Raw genomic sequence first — 16881 nt, 5'->3', positions numbered from 1 at the left:
TGGCGTGTGTTGGTTGGGACTTCAGCGGTTTGAGAAAGTGCAGAAAATCTGAACTTCGCCTGCGCGGTGCCGCCGAAATCAACAGTGCAGATTCACTGCTAGTCTCAATTCCACACGCCAAGGAGATCGTTATGAGTGACCATCACACGTACAAGAAAGTCGAGCTGGTCGGTTCGTCCACCAGCAGCATCGAAGACGCCATCAACAACGCGCTGGCCGAAGCCAACAAGAGCATCAAGCATCTTGAGTGGTTTGAAGTGGTCGACACCCGTGGCCACATCAAGGACGGCAAGGCGGCGCACTTTCAGGTGACGCTGAAAGTCGGCTTCCGCATTGCCAGCAGCTGAGTTTGGTCTAGTCTTCTGAACTTGCGCGCTGGCCGAGTGCCATAGGAATGGCAAAGCGCTACAGGGTGAGTGCATCGGGTCAACGCTCGATGCCCGCCTCTTTTAATCCGACCAGGGAGTGCGACCGATGAAGAAGTTCATGTTGGCAGTAGGTTTGTTGAGCCTTGCGGGTGGTGCGTTTGCTGCCGGCAAGCCATGTGAAGAGCTGAAAAGCGAGATTGCGGCGAAGCTGGATGCCAAGGGCGTTTCCGGGTATTCGCTGGAGATTGTTGATAAGGGCGCTGCCGCTGGTGGCAAAGTCGTTGGCAAATGCGAAGGTGGCTCGAAGGAAATCGTCTACAAGAAGTGAGCTGATCGCGCCTGAAATACAAAAAGCCGACGTGAAGGCGTCGGCTTTTTTGTGTTCGGGATTTGAGATTTTTGGTGGGTTTGAAATCGAACCCCCTCACCCCAACCCTCTCCCCCAAGGGGGCGAGGGGAAAGGGAGCCAATCGGGGGTTGTTCAGATCCTGAGTTCGACTCGATTTTTCAGGTCGATGTATCTCGAACATTCAACCCGGTCAGTCCCCTCTCCCTCCGGGCGGTCCGACGTTTCGGGAGGGCTAGGGTGAGGGTGCCTTTCGGCTTTTCAGCCCTTCATGACCTGCGCGAGCAGTTCGTACGAGTGCACCCGATCAGCGTGTTCATACAGATCACTGGTGAAAATCAGCTCATCCGCCTGGGTCTGCTCAACCAGCACTTCCAGCTTGGCGCGGATCTTCTGCGGACTCCCCACCATCGCCAGCCCGAGGAAATCCCCCACCGCCTCACGCTCATGCGGAAGCCACAAGCCATCCATGGTTTTCACCGGCGGACGCTGCACCAGGCTCTGCCCGCGCATCAACGCGAGAATGCGCTGGTACACCGACGTCGCCAGGTAATCGGCTTGTTCATCGGTATCCGCCGCCACCAGCGGCACGCCGAGCATCACGTACGGTTTGTCGAGCACCGCCGAAGGCTTGAAGTGATTGCGATAAACGCGGATCGCCTCGTGCATGAAGCGCGGGGCGAAATGCGAGGCGAAGGCGTAAGGCAAGCCGCGTTCACCAGCCAATTGCGCACTGAACAGGCTGGAACCGAGCAGCCAGATCGGCACATTGGTGCCGGTGCCCGGCATCGCGATCACGCGCTGATCCGGCGTGCGCGGGCCGAGGTAGCGCACCAGTTCGGCGACGTCTTCGGGGAAATCATCGGCGCTGCCGGAGCGTTCACGGCGCAACGCCCGAGCAGTCATCTGATCGGAGCCGGGCGCGCGGCCCAGGCCGAGATCGATCCGTCCCGGATAGAGGCTTTCGAGGGTGCCGAACTGCTCGGCGATCACCAGCGGCGCATGGTTGGGCAGCATCACGCCGCCGGAGCCAACGCGGATGGTCGACGTCCCGCCCGCCAGATAACCCAGCAGCACCGAGGTGGCGGAACTGGCAATGCCGTCCATGTTGTGGTGTTCGGCCACCCAGAACCGCGTGTAGCCGAATTTCTCGACGTGCTGCGCCAGATCCAGCGAGTTGCGCAGCGATTGCGCCGGGCTGCCGTTTTCGCGCACCGGTACCAGATCGAGGGTGGAAAATTTTACGTCGGACAGTTGCTTCATAAACCTGCGTCTCCGAGTGAGGAGGCAGGTTCTTCTTGCAAACGAAAACCTGCCGAATCCATAAGCGTGTTTTGTGCAATGAGGGCATATACCCGAGTTTCAATAGCAGTGATGAAATTTCCTACTAAAAAAGTCAACGATTCAGCCGGGCTGAACTTTGCTGCGGCGTCTATCCTCAGAAGCCTTGCAAGCAAAAACCACGACGACGCGGCGTTTCCGCGTCAGATCTTGAGGAGGCAGACATGGCTATCGTGAAGAAAGCATCCGCACATTGGGCAGGCGATCTGAAAACCGGCATCGGCTCGATCTCCACCGAAACCGGTGTCCTCAGAGAAGCCCCTTACGGCTTCAAGGCGCGCTTTGAGGGCGGTAAGGGCACTAACCCGGAAGAGCTGATCGGCGCCGCGCATGCCGGCTGCTTCTCCATGGCGTTTTCGATGATTCTCGGCGATGCGGGCCTGAAGGCCGACAGCATTGATACTCAGGCTGAAGTGACCCTGGACCAGGTGGATGGCGGCTTCGCGATCACCGCGGTGAAGCTGATCCTCAAGGCGAAAATCCCTGGGGCGACGCAGGAACAGTTTGAAGAGCTGAGCAACAAGGCCAAGGAAGGGTGCCCGGTCTCGAAAGTGCTGAATGCGAAGATTACGCTTGAGGCTTCGCTGATTTCTTAAGCTTCGAAACAGGCGCTGGCTTTGCCGACGCCTTCGCGAGCAAGCTCGCTCCCACATTGGTTCTGACTAAACCGGAACATTGTGGGAGCGAGCTTGCTCGCGAAGGCGATCTCGAGATCGACACAGGTTTGAAACCAAAAACACAAGTTGTGAGCGAAGTCAGAACCCTCGCTGTAAAAATATGGTCGAATAAATGACAGCAGCTTCAGCGCACACCCGTGCGCGCTGCCTCAGGGAGCTTCACTCATGAAACGTATTGGCTTGGCGATCCTCTGCAGTGCACTGGCCACTTCTGTCATTGCAGCACCCAAAGATTGCGAAGAACTGAAGAACGAAATCGAAGTAAAAATTCAGGCCAACGCCGTGCCGTCTTACACGCTGGAAATCGTCAGCAAGGAAGAGGCCGACAAACACGATGTGGCGATGGTCGTCGGCACCTGCGACAACGGCACCAAAGCGATCATTTATCAGAAGAACGATCGCTGAACCTGACTAGATAATGCAGTTGTAGTCGTAATCCTCGGCGACGATTTCTCGCTTGGCGTTATACAGCCGGGCGCTCGGTGTGAACCCCAGCGAACGCCCTTCCAGCACATAACGCTGCCCGGCCTCGAAATGGTCGTAGCGGATGTACAGGTAACACAACCGCTCTACCGGGCCGTTCATCAAACTGCCGCCACCACCAAACACTTCGAAATCAAACCGCACGCGCAATTCGTGGCTGCCCGGCGTGACCTGAAAGTAGCGCCCGTCATTCAGTCGCTGTTTGTCGAGTCGCTCGGCCATGAGCACTTTACCGCCGGGTGTCGGCGTCGAAAAATCGACCCAGGCCATCTGCGGATCGACCGGGGGCAATGGCGTCTGACAACCGGCCACAAGACTGGCAACGAACAACAACAGCAACTGGCGCATGACGAATATCCACTGATCTGAATACTCAGCATAGCGCCGTTCAGGTTCGCTGACAGCCTGCCGGCGTGCCTTGGCCTACCACTTTGCGCTGCTCGTCATAGAGCTTGGCCCAAGGCCGGAAACCAATACTGCCGGCCTGCAACTGATAACGCTGGCCGGCGTTGAAGTCCTTGAATTTCACGCTCAACTGGCAATCGCGCCACAGCGGCTCAGCGTCGGGACCGATGTTGGTCGCCTCGACCGGAAATTGATAACGCACCTTCAACTCATGGCTGCCGGGCTGTACTTCAAAGTAGCGTTTGTCGGCAGTCGCTTGGGTATCGACCTGCAGCGCTTGCAGCGCCGTGTCCTGCTGCCGGGCATCCAAATCGATCCAGGCTTGCGAAGGGTCAGGATCGGGCATTCCGAATCCGGCACAACCGGCCAGCGTCAGCAGGCCTCCTGACAGCATCAACATGCGCATAGCGGTGCTCCTTAAGGCGGGATAGTCTTGCGGGCAGACTCTCCGGGGGATTTCTTATTTTGAGCAGGCCGTTTCCAAGCCTTGGGTTACTTGATCGCGTTTTTCGGATTTTGTTTCCGGGTGTGATGTTTTTGTTGCTCAACGGTTGCGCCAGCGTCAGCTATTACACGCAGTTGGCCAGCGGCCAACTGCAATTGCTGCGGGCGCGCGAGCCTGTGGAAAAGGTGATCAACGATCCGAGCCGCGACGCCACTCTGCGCACCCACTTGGCGCAGTCGCAAAAGGCCCGTACCTTTGCCAGCGAGCATCTGCATTTGCCGGATAACCAGAGCTATCGCCTGTACGCCGACATCCATCGCCCGTACGTGGTGTGGAATGTGTTCGCCACTCAAGAGTTCTCCCTGACACCGCAGAACCATTGCTTCCCGATTGCCGGCTGCGTGGCCTATCGCGGTTATTACAGCCAGAGCGCGGCGCGCGGTGAAGCGGCGATCCAGCGATTGCAGGGCATGGACGTATCGATTGGCGGCGTCGAGGCCTATTCGACGCTCGGCTGGTTCAATGACCCGATTCTTAATTCGATGATGGGCTGGGGCGACGAGCGCCTGGCCACGCTGATCTTTCATGAGCTGGCGCATCAGCGCTTTTATGTGAAAGACGACACCGAATTCAACGAATCCTTCGCCACGTTTGTCGAGCAGGAAGGCACGCGGCAGTGGCGAGCATTTCGCGGGTTGCCGGTGGATACCGATTCGCGGCTGAAGCAGCGCGATCAGTTTATTGAATTGGTCCTCGATACCCGTTCACGGCTGGAGAAGCTTTACGTGCAGTCAATGCCGGTTGAGCAAATGCGCGAGCGCAAAGCGGCCGAGTTCGAGCAGTTTCGCCGGAGTTATCGGCTGATGAGGGACAGTCAGTGGTCCGGGGACAAGCGTTATGACGCTTGGGTGAATGCGCCGCTGAACAATGCGCGGTTGTTGCCGTTTGGGCTTTATGACCAGTGGGTCCCCGCGTTTTCGACACTATTCAAAAAGGTCGGGGGAGATTGGCTGAGGTTTTATGCTGAGGTAGAGCGGTTGGGTGGACTGCCGGCCGCTGAGCGCAAGGCGGCACTGAAAGCGTTGGCATATCCGGAAGTCTGAGGTGGCTGAAAGGGCGTCATCGCGAGCAGGCTCACTCCTACAGGGGAATGCGTTCCACATGCAGGAGTGAGCCTGCTCGCGATAGCAATCTAATCAGCGCTGCAGAAACGCCTGATGCAACTCGTCCAGCGTTTCAAAGTGATAAGCCGGCGCCTCGGCACTCAACTCTTCAAAACTGCCAAACCCATAACCGACCGCCGCCGCATCCAGCCCATTGCTGCGCGCCCCGATCAAGTCATGCTTACGGTCACCGATCATCAGCGTATCCGCAGGATCCAGCCCTTCTTCCTCGATCAGATGCGCAATCAACTCAACCTTGTTGGTCCGCGTGCCATCCAGCTCACTGCCGTAGATCACCTTGAAGTGCCGGGCAAAATCAAAATGCCGGGCGATCTCGCGGGCAAATTCCCACGGCTTCGAGGTGGCGATATACAGCTGCCGGCCTTGGCCACTGAGGGTTTCCAGCAACGGCGTGACGCCATCGAACACACGGTTCTCGTACAGGCCCGTCACTTTGAAGCGCTCGCGATAGAAATTCACCGCCTGCCATGCCTTGGCCTCATCGAATCCGTAAAACTGCATGAACGCCTGCAATAACGGCGGGCCGATGAAGTGTTCCAGCTTGGTCAAGTCCGGCTCATCGATGCCGAGCTTGGCGAGGGCGAACTGGATGGAACGGGTGATGCCCTCACGCGGGTCGGTCAGGGTGCCATCGAGGTCGAACAGTACGGTCTGGTAATGCATGAGAAATCCTGAGCAGTTGTAAGGCAATTCAGAGCTGGTCGTAACCTTCGGCAAGATGCAGGTCCTTGAGCTTCACGTAGTTCGCCGCGCTGTAAGTGAAGAAGGCTTTTTCCTTGTCGGTGAGTTCTCGCACCTGTTTCACCGGGCTACCCACATAGAGGAAGCCGCTTTGCAGACGCTTGCCCGGTGGCACCAGGCTGCCGGCGCCAATGATCACATCGTCCTCGACCACCGCGCCGTCCATGACAATGCTGCCCATGCCGATCAACACGCGGCTGCCAACACTGCAGCCATGCAGCATGACTTTGTGGGCGATGGTGACGTCATCGCCGATCAGCAGCGGGAAGCCGTCGGGATTGAACGGGCCGGCGTGGGTGATGTGCAGCACGCAACCGTCCTGGACGCTGGTGCGCGCACCTATACGAATGCGGTGCATGTCGCCACGGATCACGGTCAGCGGCCAGACAGAGCTGTCTTCACCGATTTCGACGTCGCCGATGACCACCGCCGAGCCGTCGACAAACGCGCCTTTGTTCAAGTGCGGGGTGTGATTCTGGTACTTGCGAACGGACACGATAATTTCTCTCTCTGTCGCCGATAGCTGCGGTGAATGTCGATTGTAATTAAGATGGGGCAATGTTTCCCCAGCCAAGGTGCCAACCGTGAGCGTGAACAACCCTCTGCTGCAGTCCTACGACCTGCCACCGTTCTCCACGATCCGTGCCGAACACGTCCTGCCCGCCATCGAAACGATCCTGGCCGACAACCGCGCCGCCATTGCCGAAATCCTCAAGACTCAGGTTCAGAACCCGACTTGGTCCGGCCTGGTACTGGCGATGGACGAACTTAATGATCGCCTCGGTGCTGCCTGGAGCCCGGTCAGCCACCTCAATGCCGTGTGCAACAGCGCCGAATTGCGTGAAGCCTACGAGTCATGCCTGCCGGCCTTGAGCGCCTACTCCACCGAGATGGGCCAGAACCGCGAGCTGTTCCAGGCTTATGAAGCGCTGGCCAACAGCCCGGAAGCCGCCGGTTTCGACGTGGCGCAAAAGACTATTCTGGATCACGCCCTGCGTGATTTCCGTCTGTCGGGTATCGACCTGCCGGAAGCCGAACAGAAACGCTACGCCGAAGTGCAGAGCAAACTGTCCGAGCTGGGCAGCCGTTTCTCCAATCAACTGCTCGACGCCACTCAGGCGTGGACCAAGCACGTCACCGACGAAGCCGCCCTCGCCGGCCTGACCGATTCAGCCAAGGCGCAAATGGCTGCTGCCGCACAGGCCAAAGGCCTCGACGGCTGGCTGATCACCCTGGAATTTCCGAGCTACTACGCGGTGATGACCTACGCGCAAGACCGCGCGCTGCGCGAAGAAGTCTATGCCGCTTACTGCACCCGCGCCTCGGACCAAGGTCCGAACGCCGGTCAGAACGACAACGGCCCGGTGATGGAAGAGATCCTCGACCTGCGTCAGGAACTGGCCAAACTGTTGGGCTTCGCCAGTTTCTCCGAGCTGAGCCTGGCCACCAAAATGGCTGAATCCAGCGATCAGGTGCTGAGCTTCCTGCGCGATCTGGCCAAGCGCAGCAAGCCGTTCGCTGCGCAGGATCTGCAACAGCTGCGCGCCTACGCCGCCGAACAGGGCTGCGCCGACCTGCAAAGCTGGGACAGCGGTTTCTACGGCGAGAAGCTGCGTGAACAACGCTACAGCGTTGCTCAGGAAACCCTGCGCGCTTACTTCCCGATCGACAAAGTGCTGGGCGGTCTGTTCGCCATCGTGCAGCGTCTGTACGGCATCGAAATCGCTGAACAGAAAGGTTTCGACACCTGGCATCCGGACGTGCGCCTGTTCGAAATCAAGGAAAACGGCCAGCACGTCGGCCGCTTCTTCTTCGACCTCTACGCCCGCGCCAACAAGCGTGGCGGTGCCTGGATGGATGGCGCCCGCGACCGTCGCCGCACCGTCGACGGCGTGCTGCAAAGCCCGGTGGCCAATCTGGTGTGCAACTTCACCCCGGCCGACAGCGGCAAGCCTGCGCTGCTGACCCACGATGAAGTGACCACGCTGTTCCACGAATTCGGTCATGGCCTGCATCACCTGCTGACCCGCGTTGATCACGCCGGCGTTTCCGGAATCAACGGTGTGGCATGGGACGCGGTCGAGCTGCCGAGCCAGTTCATGGAAAACTGGTGCTGGGAGCCGGAAGGCCTCGCACTGATTTCCGGTCACTACGAAAGCGGCGAGCCGCTGCCCCAGGACCTGCTGGAAAAAATGCTCGCGGCGAAGAATTTCCAGTCCGGCCTGATGATGGTCCGTCAGTTGGAGTTCTCGCTGTTCGACTTCGAACTGCACGCCACCCACGGCGACGGCCGCAGCGTGCTGCAAGTGCTCGAAGGCGTGCGTGACGAGGTGTCGGTGATGCGTCCACCGGCCTATAACCGTTTCCCGAACAGCTTCGCGCACATCTTTGCCGGCGGTTACGCGGCGGGTTACTACAGCTACAAGTGGGCTGAAGTGCTGTCGGCCGATGCCTTCTCGAAATTCGAAGAAGACGGCGTGCTCAACGCTGAAACCGGTCGGGCCTTCCGTGAAGCGATTCTCGCGCGCGGCGGTTCGCAGGCGCCGATGGTGCTGTTCGTCGACTTCCGTGGCCGTGAGCCATCGATTGACGCACTCTTGCGCCACAGCGGCCTGAGTGAGGACGCGGCAGCATGAGTGAGGCACCTGTGATTACCAAGAAACGCTTTATCGCCGGGGCGGTCTGCCCCGCGTGTAGCGAGCCGGACAAGTTGATGATGTGGAACGAGGACGGCGTGCCGCACCGCGAATGTGTGGCCTGCGGTTACTCGGATACGCTAAACGAGCAAGGGCTGTCGGTACCGAAAGAACTGGGCACGCGGGTCAACACCAGCGCGCTGAACAAACCTGCGCCGGACAAGACGGTGCAGGCAGTACAGTTCTTCCCGAATCCGAAGCTCAAGAAGAAATCCGAAGACTGAGCTGCAGCTTGAAAACCTTCCACGATGCAATGTCGTGGAAGGTAGCGGATTACTTCAGATTGACTGACTGAAACCAGCTCTTCATCGAGCAGGTGGCAAACGCACTGGTGCTGCAATCACCATTGGCCAGAGCGGTGCGCAGCTTGTCGACATCGGCCTGCATCACATAACGCACGCCATCCTTGAAATGACCGCTTTCTCCAAATCCGCCCTGAGTCATTTCATTCAGCGCATCTTCCTTGCTCCAGCCTTGCACCACGATCCGGTACATCGCCGCCATCAGGCCGGTGCGGTCAGAACCGTGTTTGCAATGCATCAACACCGGACCGTTGGCTTCGGCGGACTGAATCGCGCGCAGAGTCTTGAGCACATCGGCGTCATCGACATGATTGGTGCGGTAAGGCAATTGCACCTGATTGATGCCCGGCTCGGACAACCAGTTATTGTCCGCTTCCGGAAGGAAGTTGATCACCGTGGCGACTTTCAGATTCTTCAGCAACGGCACCGCACCGCCATCGGGCAAGGCGCTGCGATAGAGCGTCGGCGACATCTGGAACAGGTTGTATTGCACTTCGACCGGTTGCGCCCAATCAGCAGGACGAACTGTCGCAGTTGCCGCAGCCTGGGCAGGCATCCAGGGCAACAGCACCAATAGCGATAAGCACAAAGCGGAAAAAAAACGCACTCGGGACATGCTGGGGTAACCGTGTCGGGGTTCATCGGTGAGAGGAACTGCAGCTTCGATGTTGAGCGGTCAAAGCCCTGTGAGGCGCTTGTCAAAGAATCGTGAATCCGCACGGTTTCATGCACTGGCATGCGGAAAACCGCTGTTTTTTTCCACTGAATCGATTCATCCCGAAGCTTAGCCTGCTACCATTTGTCACACGATGTTGCAGACGCGTCCCCATTTTCCGGGTCATACCGTCACGTCGCGACGAAAAATCCTCAAGCCGTTCGCAGAAGCGGCTGTCCCCTAATGCCTGATGAGGTGCACCCCATGTCTGATGAAAGTCGAGACAACCCGCGGCGTGATTTCTTGCGCAAATCCCTGACCCTGATTCCGGTGGTCACCCTGGCTGGCACCGGTCTGGGCAGCAGCGTCTTGCAAGCAGCGCCTGAAGCCAAACCTGCTGCGCCCGCGCCGCAACCGGTTCGCGCTGATGCCAGCGTGTATCAGCCGAGCTATTTCACCGCCGAAGAATGGGCGTTCATCAATGCCGCCGTCGCACAGCTGATCCCCAACGATGCCCAAGGTCCGGGTGCGCTAGAAGCCGGTGTCCCGGAATACATCGACCGGCAGATGAACACACCGTACGCCGCCGGTGCGCTTTGGTACATGCAAGGCCCGTTCAATGCCGACGCCGCTCCGGAAATGGGTTGGCAGAGCAAACTGGTGCCCAAAGAGATCTATCGACTCGGCATCGCCGCCACGGATCAGTGGGCAAAATCCCTCAACGGTAAAGTATTTGCTGAGCAAGACAGCGCTACCCGAGACGATTTGCTCAAGCAACTCGAAGCTGGCAAGCCGCAATTCGATGCGGTTCCGGCAAAGATTTTCTTCAATCTGCTGCTGCAAAACACCAAGGAAGGGTTCTTCTGCGACCCGATCCACGGTGGCAACAAAGGCATGGTCGGCTGGACCATGATCGGCTTCCCCGGCGCCCGCGCCGATTTCATGGATTGGGTGGAACGTAACGAGCAATACCCCTTCCCGGCAGTTTCGATTCGCGGCGAGAGGGCGTAAGCATGGCAACGGTAATGAAGAAGGTTGACGCAGTAATCGTGGGCTTCGGCTGGACCGGCGCGATCATGGCCAAGGAGCTGACCGAAGCGGGTCTCAACGTGCTGGCGCTGGAGCGCGGGCCGATGCAGGACACCTACCCGGACGGCAACTATCCGCAGGTGATCGACGAACTCACCTACAGCGTGCGCAAAAAACTCTTTCAGGACATCTCCAAGGAAACCGTCACCATTCGCCACAGCGTCAACGACATCGCCCTGCCGAACCGCCAGTTGGGCGCGTTTCTGCCGGGCAATGGTGTTGGCGGCGCCGGACTGCACTGGTCGGGCGTGCACTTCCGAGTCGATCCGATCGAGTTGCGCATGCGTAGCCACTACGAAGAGCGCTACGGCAAAAGCTTTATCCCCAAGGACATGACCATCCAGGACTTCGGCGTCAGCTATGAAGAACTGGAGCCGTTCTTCGATTTCGCCGAAAAAGTCTTCGGCACCTCGGGCCAGGCCTGGACGGTGAAAGGCCAATTGGTCGGTCAGGGCAAGGGCGGCAACCCGTACGCGCCGGATCGCTCCAACCCGTTCCCGCTGGAAGCGCAGAAGAACACGGTGTCTGCACAGCTGTTCGGCAAAGCGGCTACAGAGGTCGGTTACAAACCCTATAACCTGCCGTCCGCGAACACCTCCGGACCGTACACCAACCCTTACGGCGCGCAAATGGGCCCGTGCAACTTCTGCGGTTTCTGCAGCGGCTATGTCTGCTACATGTATTCCAAAGCTTCGCCGAACGTGAACATTCTGCCGGCGCTGAAACCGCTGCCGAATTTCGAACTGCGCGCCAACGCCCACGTGCTGCGCATCAACCTCGACAGCACCAAGAGCAAAGCCACCGGCGTGACCTACATCGACGCTCAGGGTCGCGAGATCGAGCAACCGGCGGATCTGGTGATCCTCGGCGCATTCCAGTTGCACAACGTGCGTCTGATGCTGCTGTCCGGCATCGGCAAGCCATACGACCCGATCAGCGGCGAAGGCGTGGTCGGGCGTAACTTTGCCTACCAGAACATGGCGACCATCAAGGCGTTCTTCGACAAGGACACCCACACCAACAACTTCATTGGCGCCGGCGGTAACGGCGTGGCGCTGGACGATTTCAACGCCGACAACTTCGACCACGGCCCGCACGGCTTCGTCGGTGGCTCGCCGATGTGGGTCAACCAGGCCGGCAGCCGGCCGATTGCCGGCACTTCGAACCCACCGGGCACACCTGCGTGGGGCAGTGCCTGGAAACGCGCGACCGCCGATTACTACACCCACCAGGTGTCGATGGACGCCCACGGCGCGCATCAGTCCTACCGTGGCAACTACCTCGATCTCGATCCGGTGTACCGCGACGCCTACGGCTTGCCGCTGCTGCGGATGACCTTCGACTGGCAGGAAAACGACATCAAGATGAACCGCTTCATGGTCGAGAAAATGGGCAAGGTCGCCGAAGCGATGGGCCCGAAAGCCATCGCGGTGATCGGCAAGAAAGTCGGCGACCACTTCAATACGGCGTCGTACCAGACCACCCACCTCAATGGTGGCGCGATCATGGGCACCGATCCGAAGAAGAGCGCGCTGAACCGCTACTTGCAGAGCTGGGACGTGCACAACGTCTTCGTCCCGGGCGCCTCGGCCTTCCCGCAGGGCCTCGGTTACAACCCGACCGGGCTGGTTGCTGCGCTGACCTATTGGTCGGCGAAGGCGATCCGCGAGCAATACCTGAAAAACCCCGGCCCGCTGGTTCAGGCTTAAGGAGCGATGACCATGAAAAATCTCGTTATCGCGACTCTGGCGCTGCTCGGCAGTGCCTCCATTCATGCGGCCGACGTTGATCAAGCTTTGATCAAGCAAGGCGAATACCTCGCCCGCGCCGGTGATTGCGTGGCTTGCCACACCGCCAAGGGCGGCAAACCGTTCGCCGGTGGCCTACCGATGGAAACCCCGATCGGCACGATTTACTCGACCAACATCACCCCGGATAAAACCGGCGTCGGTGAATACAGCTTCGAAGACTTCGATCAGGCGGTCCGCCATGGCGTCGCCAAAAACGGCAGTACGTTGTACCCGGCGATGCCGTATCCGTCCTACGCGCGTGTCAGCGAAACCGACATGCAAGCGTTGTACGCGTACTTCATGCACGGCGTAAAACCGGTGGCGCAGGAAAACAAGGCCAGCGACATTCCGTGGCCGTTGAGCATGCGTTGGCCGTTGATGGGCTGGCGCTGGATGTTTGCGCCGAAGGTCGAGGACTACAAGGCAGTCGGTGACGACGCCGTCATCAGCCGTGGCGCGTATCTGGTCGAAGGCCTCGGCCATTGCGGTGCCTGCCATACGCCACGCGCGCTGACCATGCAGGAAAAATCCCTGAGTGCGGCTGACGGCACAACCTTCCTCGCCGGCAGTGCGCCGCTGGAAGGCTGGATCGCCAAGAGTCTGCGCGGCGATCACAAGGATGGCCTCGGCAGCTGGAACGAGGAACAACTGGTGCAGTTCCTCAAGACCGGGCGCAGCGACCGCAGCGCCGTGTTCGGCGGCATGAGCGACGTGGTCACCCACAGCATGCAATACATGACCGATGCCGACCTGACCGCGATTGCCCGCTACCTCAAATCACTGCCGGCCACTGATCCGAACGATCAACCGCATCAGTACGATGAAAAAGCCGCCAAAGCCTTGTGGAACGGTGACGACAGTCAGCGCGGAGCTGCGGTGTACATCGACAACTGCGCGGCGTGCCACCGCACCGATGGTCACGGCTACACCCGGGTGTTCCCGGCGCTGGCGGGCAATCCGGTGCTGCAATCGGAAGACTCGACTTCGTTGATTCACATCGTGCTCAAGGGCGGTACGTTGCCGGCGACGCACACGGCACCGTCGACGTTCACCATGCCGGGCTTTGCCTGGCGCCTGTCGGACCAGGAAGTGGCGGATGTGGTGAGTTTCATTCGTGGCAGTTGGGGCAACAAAGGCGCGCCGGTTGACGCTGAAGATGTAGCCAATCTACGCAAGAACGATATGCAAACGACTTCCGGGGATGATTTGGGGCAAGTCACCACGCATAACTGACGGACCTGATTGATACTCCGCTGGCACGGTCCGACTTTTCGTGCGGTGCCAGCGGACGGTCAACGCTTGGACTGAAAGCCTTTGAACTGCGCAAATGCATCGGCCAGTTGCAGATAGAGCTTCTCGTCATATTTGTCGATGTCGCCATCACCGTCAGCATCGACGGCGTCTTCGCAGATCACGTCATAACGACCATTGGCCTGCGACGACGAAGCAAAAAGCGCATAGTCGTAATCCATCATTTCGGTCGCGTCTTCGCTGTAGTGGTAAAACGCGATTTCCGGAGTTCCATCTCGATCCATATCCGCAATTTCCAGCAGTATTCTGATAGCCATGGATGAAACCCTTCAGATTGATTACGTGCTTGAGATTAGGGTTGGCGAAAATTCCGGTCTACTGTCAGAGTTGACAGGGTGTATACCCAGCCAGTCTTTTACTGGCCACCTGTCATTTACCGTCTTTTCTTCTAAAACAATAAAGTCCTGCATGAGTCGTCATGCAGGACTTTATTTTCATTTGCTGTGAGACTCTTGAATTTTCAATTACGGATTAACGATACTTACATAAGCCTTGGCCAGTGCAATCAACTTCGTTTTGTCGTCGTTATCAATATCGCCATCACCGTCCACATCTTTCTTGTTGGTGCGAACAGTGAACGTTTTGCCACGGTCGCTGGACACCGCCACCACGTAGATCGAGTCGACCAGTGCCTCGGTGGGCAGTTCCTGTTCGGCGTTCCAGCCCAGTTCCTTTCGTGCCAGTTGCATCGAAACAATCGTGTTGGGTTCCGATGCATTGGGTTGCATCATTTGCACAAAGACACCGCGCTGATTGAGGTAAGACATGAATTAAATCCTTTTAATTTAGTTATCGGACAAGAACCACTCGAAGTAGCCAAGACTATCTTTGATAACTTGTCACGACAATCGAACATATGTATCTCGGGTTGTACTTCGGCTCTGCACCTATATATAAATTTTGTAACTCAGCAAGTATCCCATCGCTGAACGGTACTGGATCAACGTGGGCTCGCTCATGTACTGTATGCATATACAGATCAGGAGCCTGCCCAATGATCAACCCTCTTCCCCAGCGCGGTCGCGGCACCGCCAGCAACCCGCACAATCGCTTCGCGCCGAACCTTTCGGTGACCGAGGATGACGGCTGGTATCAAGAGGTGCCGCTGACCCAAGGCACCGAGGTGATGATCGAAACCGCGAAAACCATCATTACCCGCAATACCTCTCCGGATCTGCCCTTCGACCGCTCGATCAATCCCTACCGTGGCTGCGAGCATGGCTGCATCTATTGCTACGCACGGCCCAGCCACGCTTACTGGGACATGTCGCCAGGGCTGGACTTCGAAACCAGGCTGATCGCCAAGACCAACGCCGCCCAAGTGCTGGAAGAACAGCTCGGGAAAAAAGGCTATCAATGTGCGCCGATCAATCTGGGCTCCAACACCGATCCGTATCAGCCGATCGAGCGCGAACACAAAATCACCCGGCAGACCCTCGAAGTGCTGCTGCGTTACCGGCACCCGGTGACCATCGTCACCAAAGGCTCGCTGATTCTGCGCGATCTCGACCTGCTGACTGAGTTGGCCGAGCAACGCCTGGTCGCGGTGATGATCAGCCTGACCACGCTCGATGACGAGCTCAAACGCATCCTCGAACCGCGCGCTGCTGCACCCAAAGCGCGATTGCGCGCCATTCGGGTCATGCGCGAAGCAGGCATACCGGTCGGCGTGCTGTGTTCGCCGATGATTCCGATGATCAACGACAGCGAGATCGAAAACCTGCTTAACGAAGCCCACGCGGCCGGAGCACAAAGCGCTGCCTATATGATGCTGCGTCTGCCGCTGGAAGTGGCGCCGCTGTTCGAAGAATGGCTTCAGGCGCACTATCCGCAACGCGCCGCGCATGTGCTGAGCCTGATCCGCCAGAGCCGTGGCGGCGAGCTCTACGACAGCCGTTTCGGCGCACGCATGCGCGGCGAAGGAGTGTTCGCCGACCTGCTCGCGCAACGATTTGCCAAAGCCATCAAGCGTCTGGGCATCAATCACCGCGAAAGCTACAACCTCGATTGCACTGCCTTCTGTCCGCCGGGTCGCCAGATGTCATTGATTTAGCGACAATTAGCCTATGGTTGAGGGGTTGGAATCCTTCCGCCGAAATCACTCAGTCACGTTTTTTGTGACCTGGAACACACGTGCTAGAGCGTTTGATTCAGTTTGAGTTAAGTTTCGGCGGCTACCTTGTTCATCGAGTGACTGACGGGTCGGGATGACCCGGATGTTTTAAACAGCCACTGGCTTCATACCGGAATACATGGGAACGACTCCCCTAATCCGCCAAAGAGGATGAATCATGAGTGACAAGGATAAACAGCCGTTGGCTGCGTCGGCGCAAACCCCTGAAGCGGAATCCGCCGATGCAGCGCTGCGACAGATCGTAGACGGCTTTTTGCATTTTCATCATGAGGTCTTTCCCCAGCAGGAAGAACTCTTCAAGAAACTCGCCACGGCCCAGGCGCCAAAGGCGATGTTCATCACCTGCGCCGACTCGCGCATCGTCCCTGAACTGATCACCCAGAGCTCGCCGGGCGATCTGTTCGTGACCCGTAACGTCGGCAACGTTGTCCCGCCTTACGGCCAGATGAACGGCGGCGTATCCACCGCGATCGAATACGCGGTGCTGGCGCTGGGCGTGCAGCACATCATCATCTGCGGCCACTCCGATTGCGGCGCCATGCGTGCGGTGCTCAATCCGGACAGCCTGGAAAAGATGCCGACAGTCAAAGCCTGGCTGCGTCACGCTGAAGTCGCGAAAACCATGGTGCACGACAACTGTCACTGCGCCGACGAAAAAGAAAGCATGCCGATCCTCACCGAGGAAAACGTCATCGCCCAATTGCAGCACTTGCGTACCCATCCTTCGGTAGCCTCGCGCATGGCGAACGGTCATCTGTTCATCCATGGCTGGGTCTACAACATCGAAACCAGCGAAATAAAAGCTTACGACGCGGATCAGGGACGTTTCCTGCCGCTCGATGGTAGCCATCCGATTCCGGTGGCGACGCCCAAAGCGCGCTTCTAAATCTTCCTAAACATCTGTGTGGTTTGAC

The 16881-nt window shown here is 58.3% G+C and carries 20 protein-coding genes; 12 read left to right on the top strand and 8 right to left on the bottom strand.

The window, feature by feature from the left end:
* The first annotated feature begins 131 nt into the window (after positions 1-131).
* Positions 132-347: a dodecin gene (locus CLU80_RS14055; protein ID WP_003220389.1), complete on the top strand. Its 216-nt coding sequence runs from the start codon at positions 132-134 to the stop codon at positions 345-347.
* Between the two features lie 127 nt (positions 348-474).
* Positions 475-696, top strand: a complete 222-nt coding sequence (locus CLU80_RS14050; RefSeq protein ID WP_099757642.1) for a DUF1161 domain-containing protein — start codon at positions 475-477, stop codon at positions 694-696.
* Positions 697-975: 279 nt separating this feature from the next.
* Here the strand turns inward: CLU80_RS14050 and CLU80_RS14045 are convergent, their stop codons facing one another.
* On the bottom strand, positions 976-1977 hold the full coding sequence (locus tag CLU80_RS14045; RefSeq protein ID WP_034152274.1) for an LLM class flavin-dependent oxidoreductase: 1002 nt from the start codon (positions 1975-1977) through the stop codon (positions 976-978).
* 242 nt (positions 1978-2219) lie between these two features.
* On the opposite strand from CLU80_RS14045, the gene CLU80_RS14040 reads away from it, so the two are divergent.
* Entirely contained in the window at positions 2220-2651 is a 432-nt protein-coding gene (locus CLU80_RS14040) for an OsmC family protein (protein ID WP_093429478.1), read from the top strand.
* Positions 2652-2897: 246 nt separating this feature from the next.
* Positions 2898-3137 (top strand): DUF1161 domain-containing protein, encoded by a 240-nt coding sequence (locus CLU80_RS14035; RefSeq protein ID WP_099757641.1) that lies wholly within the window; start codon positions 2898-2900, stop codon positions 3135-3137.
* A 6-nt stretch (positions 3138-3143) separates the two neighbouring features.
* Here the strand turns inward: CLU80_RS14035 and CLU80_RS14030 are convergent, their stop codons facing one another.
* Entirely contained in the window at positions 3144-3563 is a 420-nt protein-coding gene (locus CLU80_RS14030; protein WP_099757640.1) for a PA0061/PA0062 family lipoprotein, read from the bottom strand.
* Positions 3564-3603: 40 nt separating this feature from the next.
* Positions 3604-4026, bottom strand: a complete 423-nt coding sequence (locus tag CLU80_RS14025) for a PA0061/PA0062 family lipoprotein (RefSeq protein WP_034152270.1) — start codon at positions 4024-4026, stop codon at positions 3604-3606.
* Between the two features lie 59 nt (positions 4027-4085).
* Between CLU80_RS14025 and CLU80_RS14020 the strand changes: the two genes are divergently transcribed.
* Positions 4086-5168, top strand: coding sequence for an aminopeptidase (locus CLU80_RS14020; RefSeq protein WP_099757639.1), 1083 nt, complete (start codon positions 4086-4088; stop codon positions 5166-5168).
* 93 nt (positions 5169-5261) lie between these two features.
* Here CLU80_RS14020 and CLU80_RS14015 read toward each other — a convergent pair whose 3' ends face one another.
* Positions 5262-5912: an HAD family hydrolase gene (locus CLU80_RS14015; protein ID WP_093429482.1), complete on the bottom strand. Its 651-nt coding sequence runs from the start codon at positions 5910-5912 to the stop codon at positions 5262-5264.
* A 28-nt stretch (positions 5913-5940) separates the two neighbouring features.
* Positions 5941-6486: a gamma carbonic anhydrase family protein gene (locus CLU80_RS14010; RefSeq protein ID WP_099757638.1), complete on the bottom strand. Its 546-nt coding sequence runs from the start codon at positions 6484-6486 to the stop codon at positions 5941-5943.
* Positions 6487-6574: 88 nt separating this feature from the next.
* On the opposite strand from CLU80_RS14010, the gene prlC reads away from it, so the two are divergent.
* Both prlC and CLU80_RS14000 read left to right on the top strand, forming a co-directional pair.
* Positions 6575-8626, top strand: a complete 2052-nt coding sequence (gene prlC, locus CLU80_RS14005) for an oligopeptidase A (RefSeq protein WP_099757637.1) — start codon at positions 6575-6577, stop codon at positions 8624-8626.
* Complete coding sequence (locus tag CLU80_RS14000) at positions 8623-8910, top strand: YheV family putative zinc ribbon protein (RefSeq protein ID WP_093429485.1); 288 nt, start codon at positions 8623-8625, stop codon at positions 8908-8910. The genes prlC and CLU80_RS14000 overlap by 4 nt, the downstream gene beginning before the upstream one ends.
* 49 nt (positions 8911-8959) lie before the next feature.
* On the opposite strand, the gene CLU80_RS13995 is transcribed toward CLU80_RS14000, so the two are convergent.
* Positions 8960-9604: a dual specificity protein phosphatase family protein gene (locus CLU80_RS13995; RefSeq protein ID WP_093429486.1), complete on the bottom strand. Its 645-nt coding sequence runs from the start codon at positions 9602-9604 to the stop codon at positions 8960-8962.
* Between the two features lie 303 nt (positions 9605-9907).
* Here CLU80_RS13995 and CLU80_RS13990 point away from each other — a divergent pair, with 303 nt between their 5' ends.
* The 3 genes from CLU80_RS13990 to CLU80_RS13980 are packed head-to-tail and all read left to right on the top strand — an operon-like array spanning position 9908 to position 13755.
* Positions 9908-10654, top strand: coding sequence for a gluconate 2-dehydrogenase subunit 3 family protein (locus CLU80_RS13990; RefSeq protein WP_099757636.1), 747 nt, complete (start codon positions 9908-9910; stop codon positions 10652-10654).
* Between the two features lie 2 nt (positions 10655-10656).
* A complete protein-coding gene (locus tag CLU80_RS13985) occupies positions 10657-12441 on the top strand; it encodes a GMC family oxidoreductase (protein WP_034152261.1) in 1785 nt (594 codons plus the stop codon).
* Between the two features lie 12 nt (positions 12442-12453).
* A complete protein-coding gene (locus tag CLU80_RS13980; RefSeq protein ID WP_099757635.1) occupies positions 12454-13755 on the top strand; it encodes a c-type cytochrome in 1302 nt (433 codons plus the stop codon).
* A 59-nt stretch (positions 13756-13814) separates the two neighbouring features.
* Here the strand turns inward: CLU80_RS13980 and CLU80_RS13975 are convergent, their stop codons facing one another.
* Positions 13815-14090, bottom strand: coding sequence for a hypothetical protein (locus CLU80_RS13975; protein WP_093429489.1), 276 nt, complete (start codon positions 14088-14090; stop codon positions 13815-13817).
* Positions 14091-14297: 207 nt separating this feature from the next.
* On the bottom strand, positions 14298-14600 hold the full coding sequence (locus CLU80_RS13970; protein WP_093429490.1) for a hypothetical protein: 303 nt from the start codon (positions 14598-14600) through the stop codon (positions 14298-14300).
* Between the two features lie 227 nt (positions 14601-14827).
* Here CLU80_RS13970 and CLU80_RS13965 point away from each other — a divergent pair, with 227 nt between their 5' ends.
* Complete coding sequence (locus tag CLU80_RS13965) at positions 14828-15886, top strand: PA0069 family radical SAM protein (protein WP_099757634.1); 1059 nt, start codon at positions 14828-14830, stop codon at positions 15884-15886.
* 238 nt (positions 15887-16124) lie between these two features.
* Entirely contained in the window at positions 16125-16853 is a 729-nt protein-coding gene (locus CLU80_RS13960) for a carbonic anhydrase (RefSeq protein WP_064116616.1), read from the top strand.
* Positions 16854-16881: the final 28 nt, after the last annotated feature.

The sequence above is a fragment of the Pseudomonas sp. 29 genome (genome assembly GCF_002754355.1).
Taxonomy (GTDB): domain Bacteria; phylum Pseudomonadota; class Gammaproteobacteria; order Pseudomonadales; family Pseudomonadaceae; genus Aquipseudomonas; species Aquipseudomonas neuropathica.
The sequence above is the reverse complement of the archived record's forward strand: the minus strand, read 5'-3'. Positions and strand labels throughout refer to the sequence as shown.

Bases quoted from the DNA above. Each gene is read 5' to 3' on its own strand.
- CLU80_RS14055 (WP_003220389.1), top strand. From the start codon at position 132: ATGAGTGACCATCACACGTACAAGAAAGTCGAGCTGGTCGGTTCGTCC.
- CLU80_RS14050 (WP_099757642.1), top strand. From the start codon at position 475: ATGAAGAAGTTCATGTTGGCAGTAGGTTTGTTGAGCCTTGCGGGTGGT.
- CLU80_RS14045 (WP_034152274.1), bottom strand. From the start codon at position 1,977: ATGAAGCAACTGTCCGACGTAAAATTTTCCACCCTCGATCTGGTACCG.
- CLU80_RS14040 (WP_093429478.1), top strand. From the start codon at position 2,220: ATGGCTATCGTGAAGAAAGCATCCGCACATTGGGCAGGCGATCTGAAA.
- CLU80_RS14035 (WP_099757641.1), top strand. From the start codon at position 2,898: ATGAAACGTATTGGCTTGGCGATCCTCTGCAGTGCACTGGCCACTTCT.
- CLU80_RS14030 (WP_099757640.1), bottom strand. From the start codon at position 3,563: ATGCGCCAGTTGCTGTTGTTGTTCGTTGCCAGTCTTGTGGCCGGTTGT.
- CLU80_RS14025 (WP_034152270.1), bottom strand. From the start codon at position 4,026: ATGCGCATGTTGATGCTGTCAGGAGGCCTGCTGACGCTGGCCGGTTGT.
- CLU80_RS14015 (WP_093429482.1), bottom strand. From the start codon at position 5,912: ATGCATTACCAGACCGTACTGTTCGACCTCGATGGCACCCTGACCGAC.
- CLU80_RS14000 (WP_093429485.1), top strand. From the start codon at position 8,623: ATGAGTGAGGCACCTGTGATTACCAAGAAACGCTTTATCGCCGGGGCG.
- CLU80_RS13995 (WP_093429486.1), bottom strand. From the start codon at position 9,604: ATGTCCCGAGTGCGTTTTTTTTCCGCTTTGTGCTTATCGCTATTGGTG.
- CLU80_RS13990 (WP_099757636.1), top strand. From the start codon at position 9,908: ATGTCTGATGAAAGTCGAGACAACCCGCGGCGTGATTTCTTGCGCAAA.
- CLU80_RS13985 (WP_034152261.1), top strand. From the start codon at position 10,657: ATGGCAACGGTAATGAAGAAGGTTGACGCAGTAATCGTGGGCTTCGGC.
- CLU80_RS13980 (WP_099757635.1), top strand. From the start codon at position 12,454: ATGAAAAATCTCGTTATCGCGACTCTGGCGCTGCTCGGCAGTGCCTCC.
- CLU80_RS13975 (WP_093429489.1), bottom strand. From the start codon at position 14,090: ATGGCTATCAGAATACTGCTGGAAATTGCGGATATGGATCGAGATGGA.
- CLU80_RS13970 (WP_093429490.1), bottom strand. From the start codon at position 14,600: ATGTCTTACCTCAATCAGCGCGGTGTCTTTGTGCAAATGATGCAACCC.
- CLU80_RS13965 (WP_099757634.1), top strand. From the start codon at position 14,828: ATGATCAACCCTCTTCCCCAGCGCGGTCGCGGCACCGCCAGCAACCCG.
- CLU80_RS13960 (WP_064116616.1), top strand. From the start codon at position 16,125: ATGAGTGACAAGGATAAACAGCCGTTGGCTGCGTCGGCGCAAACCCCT.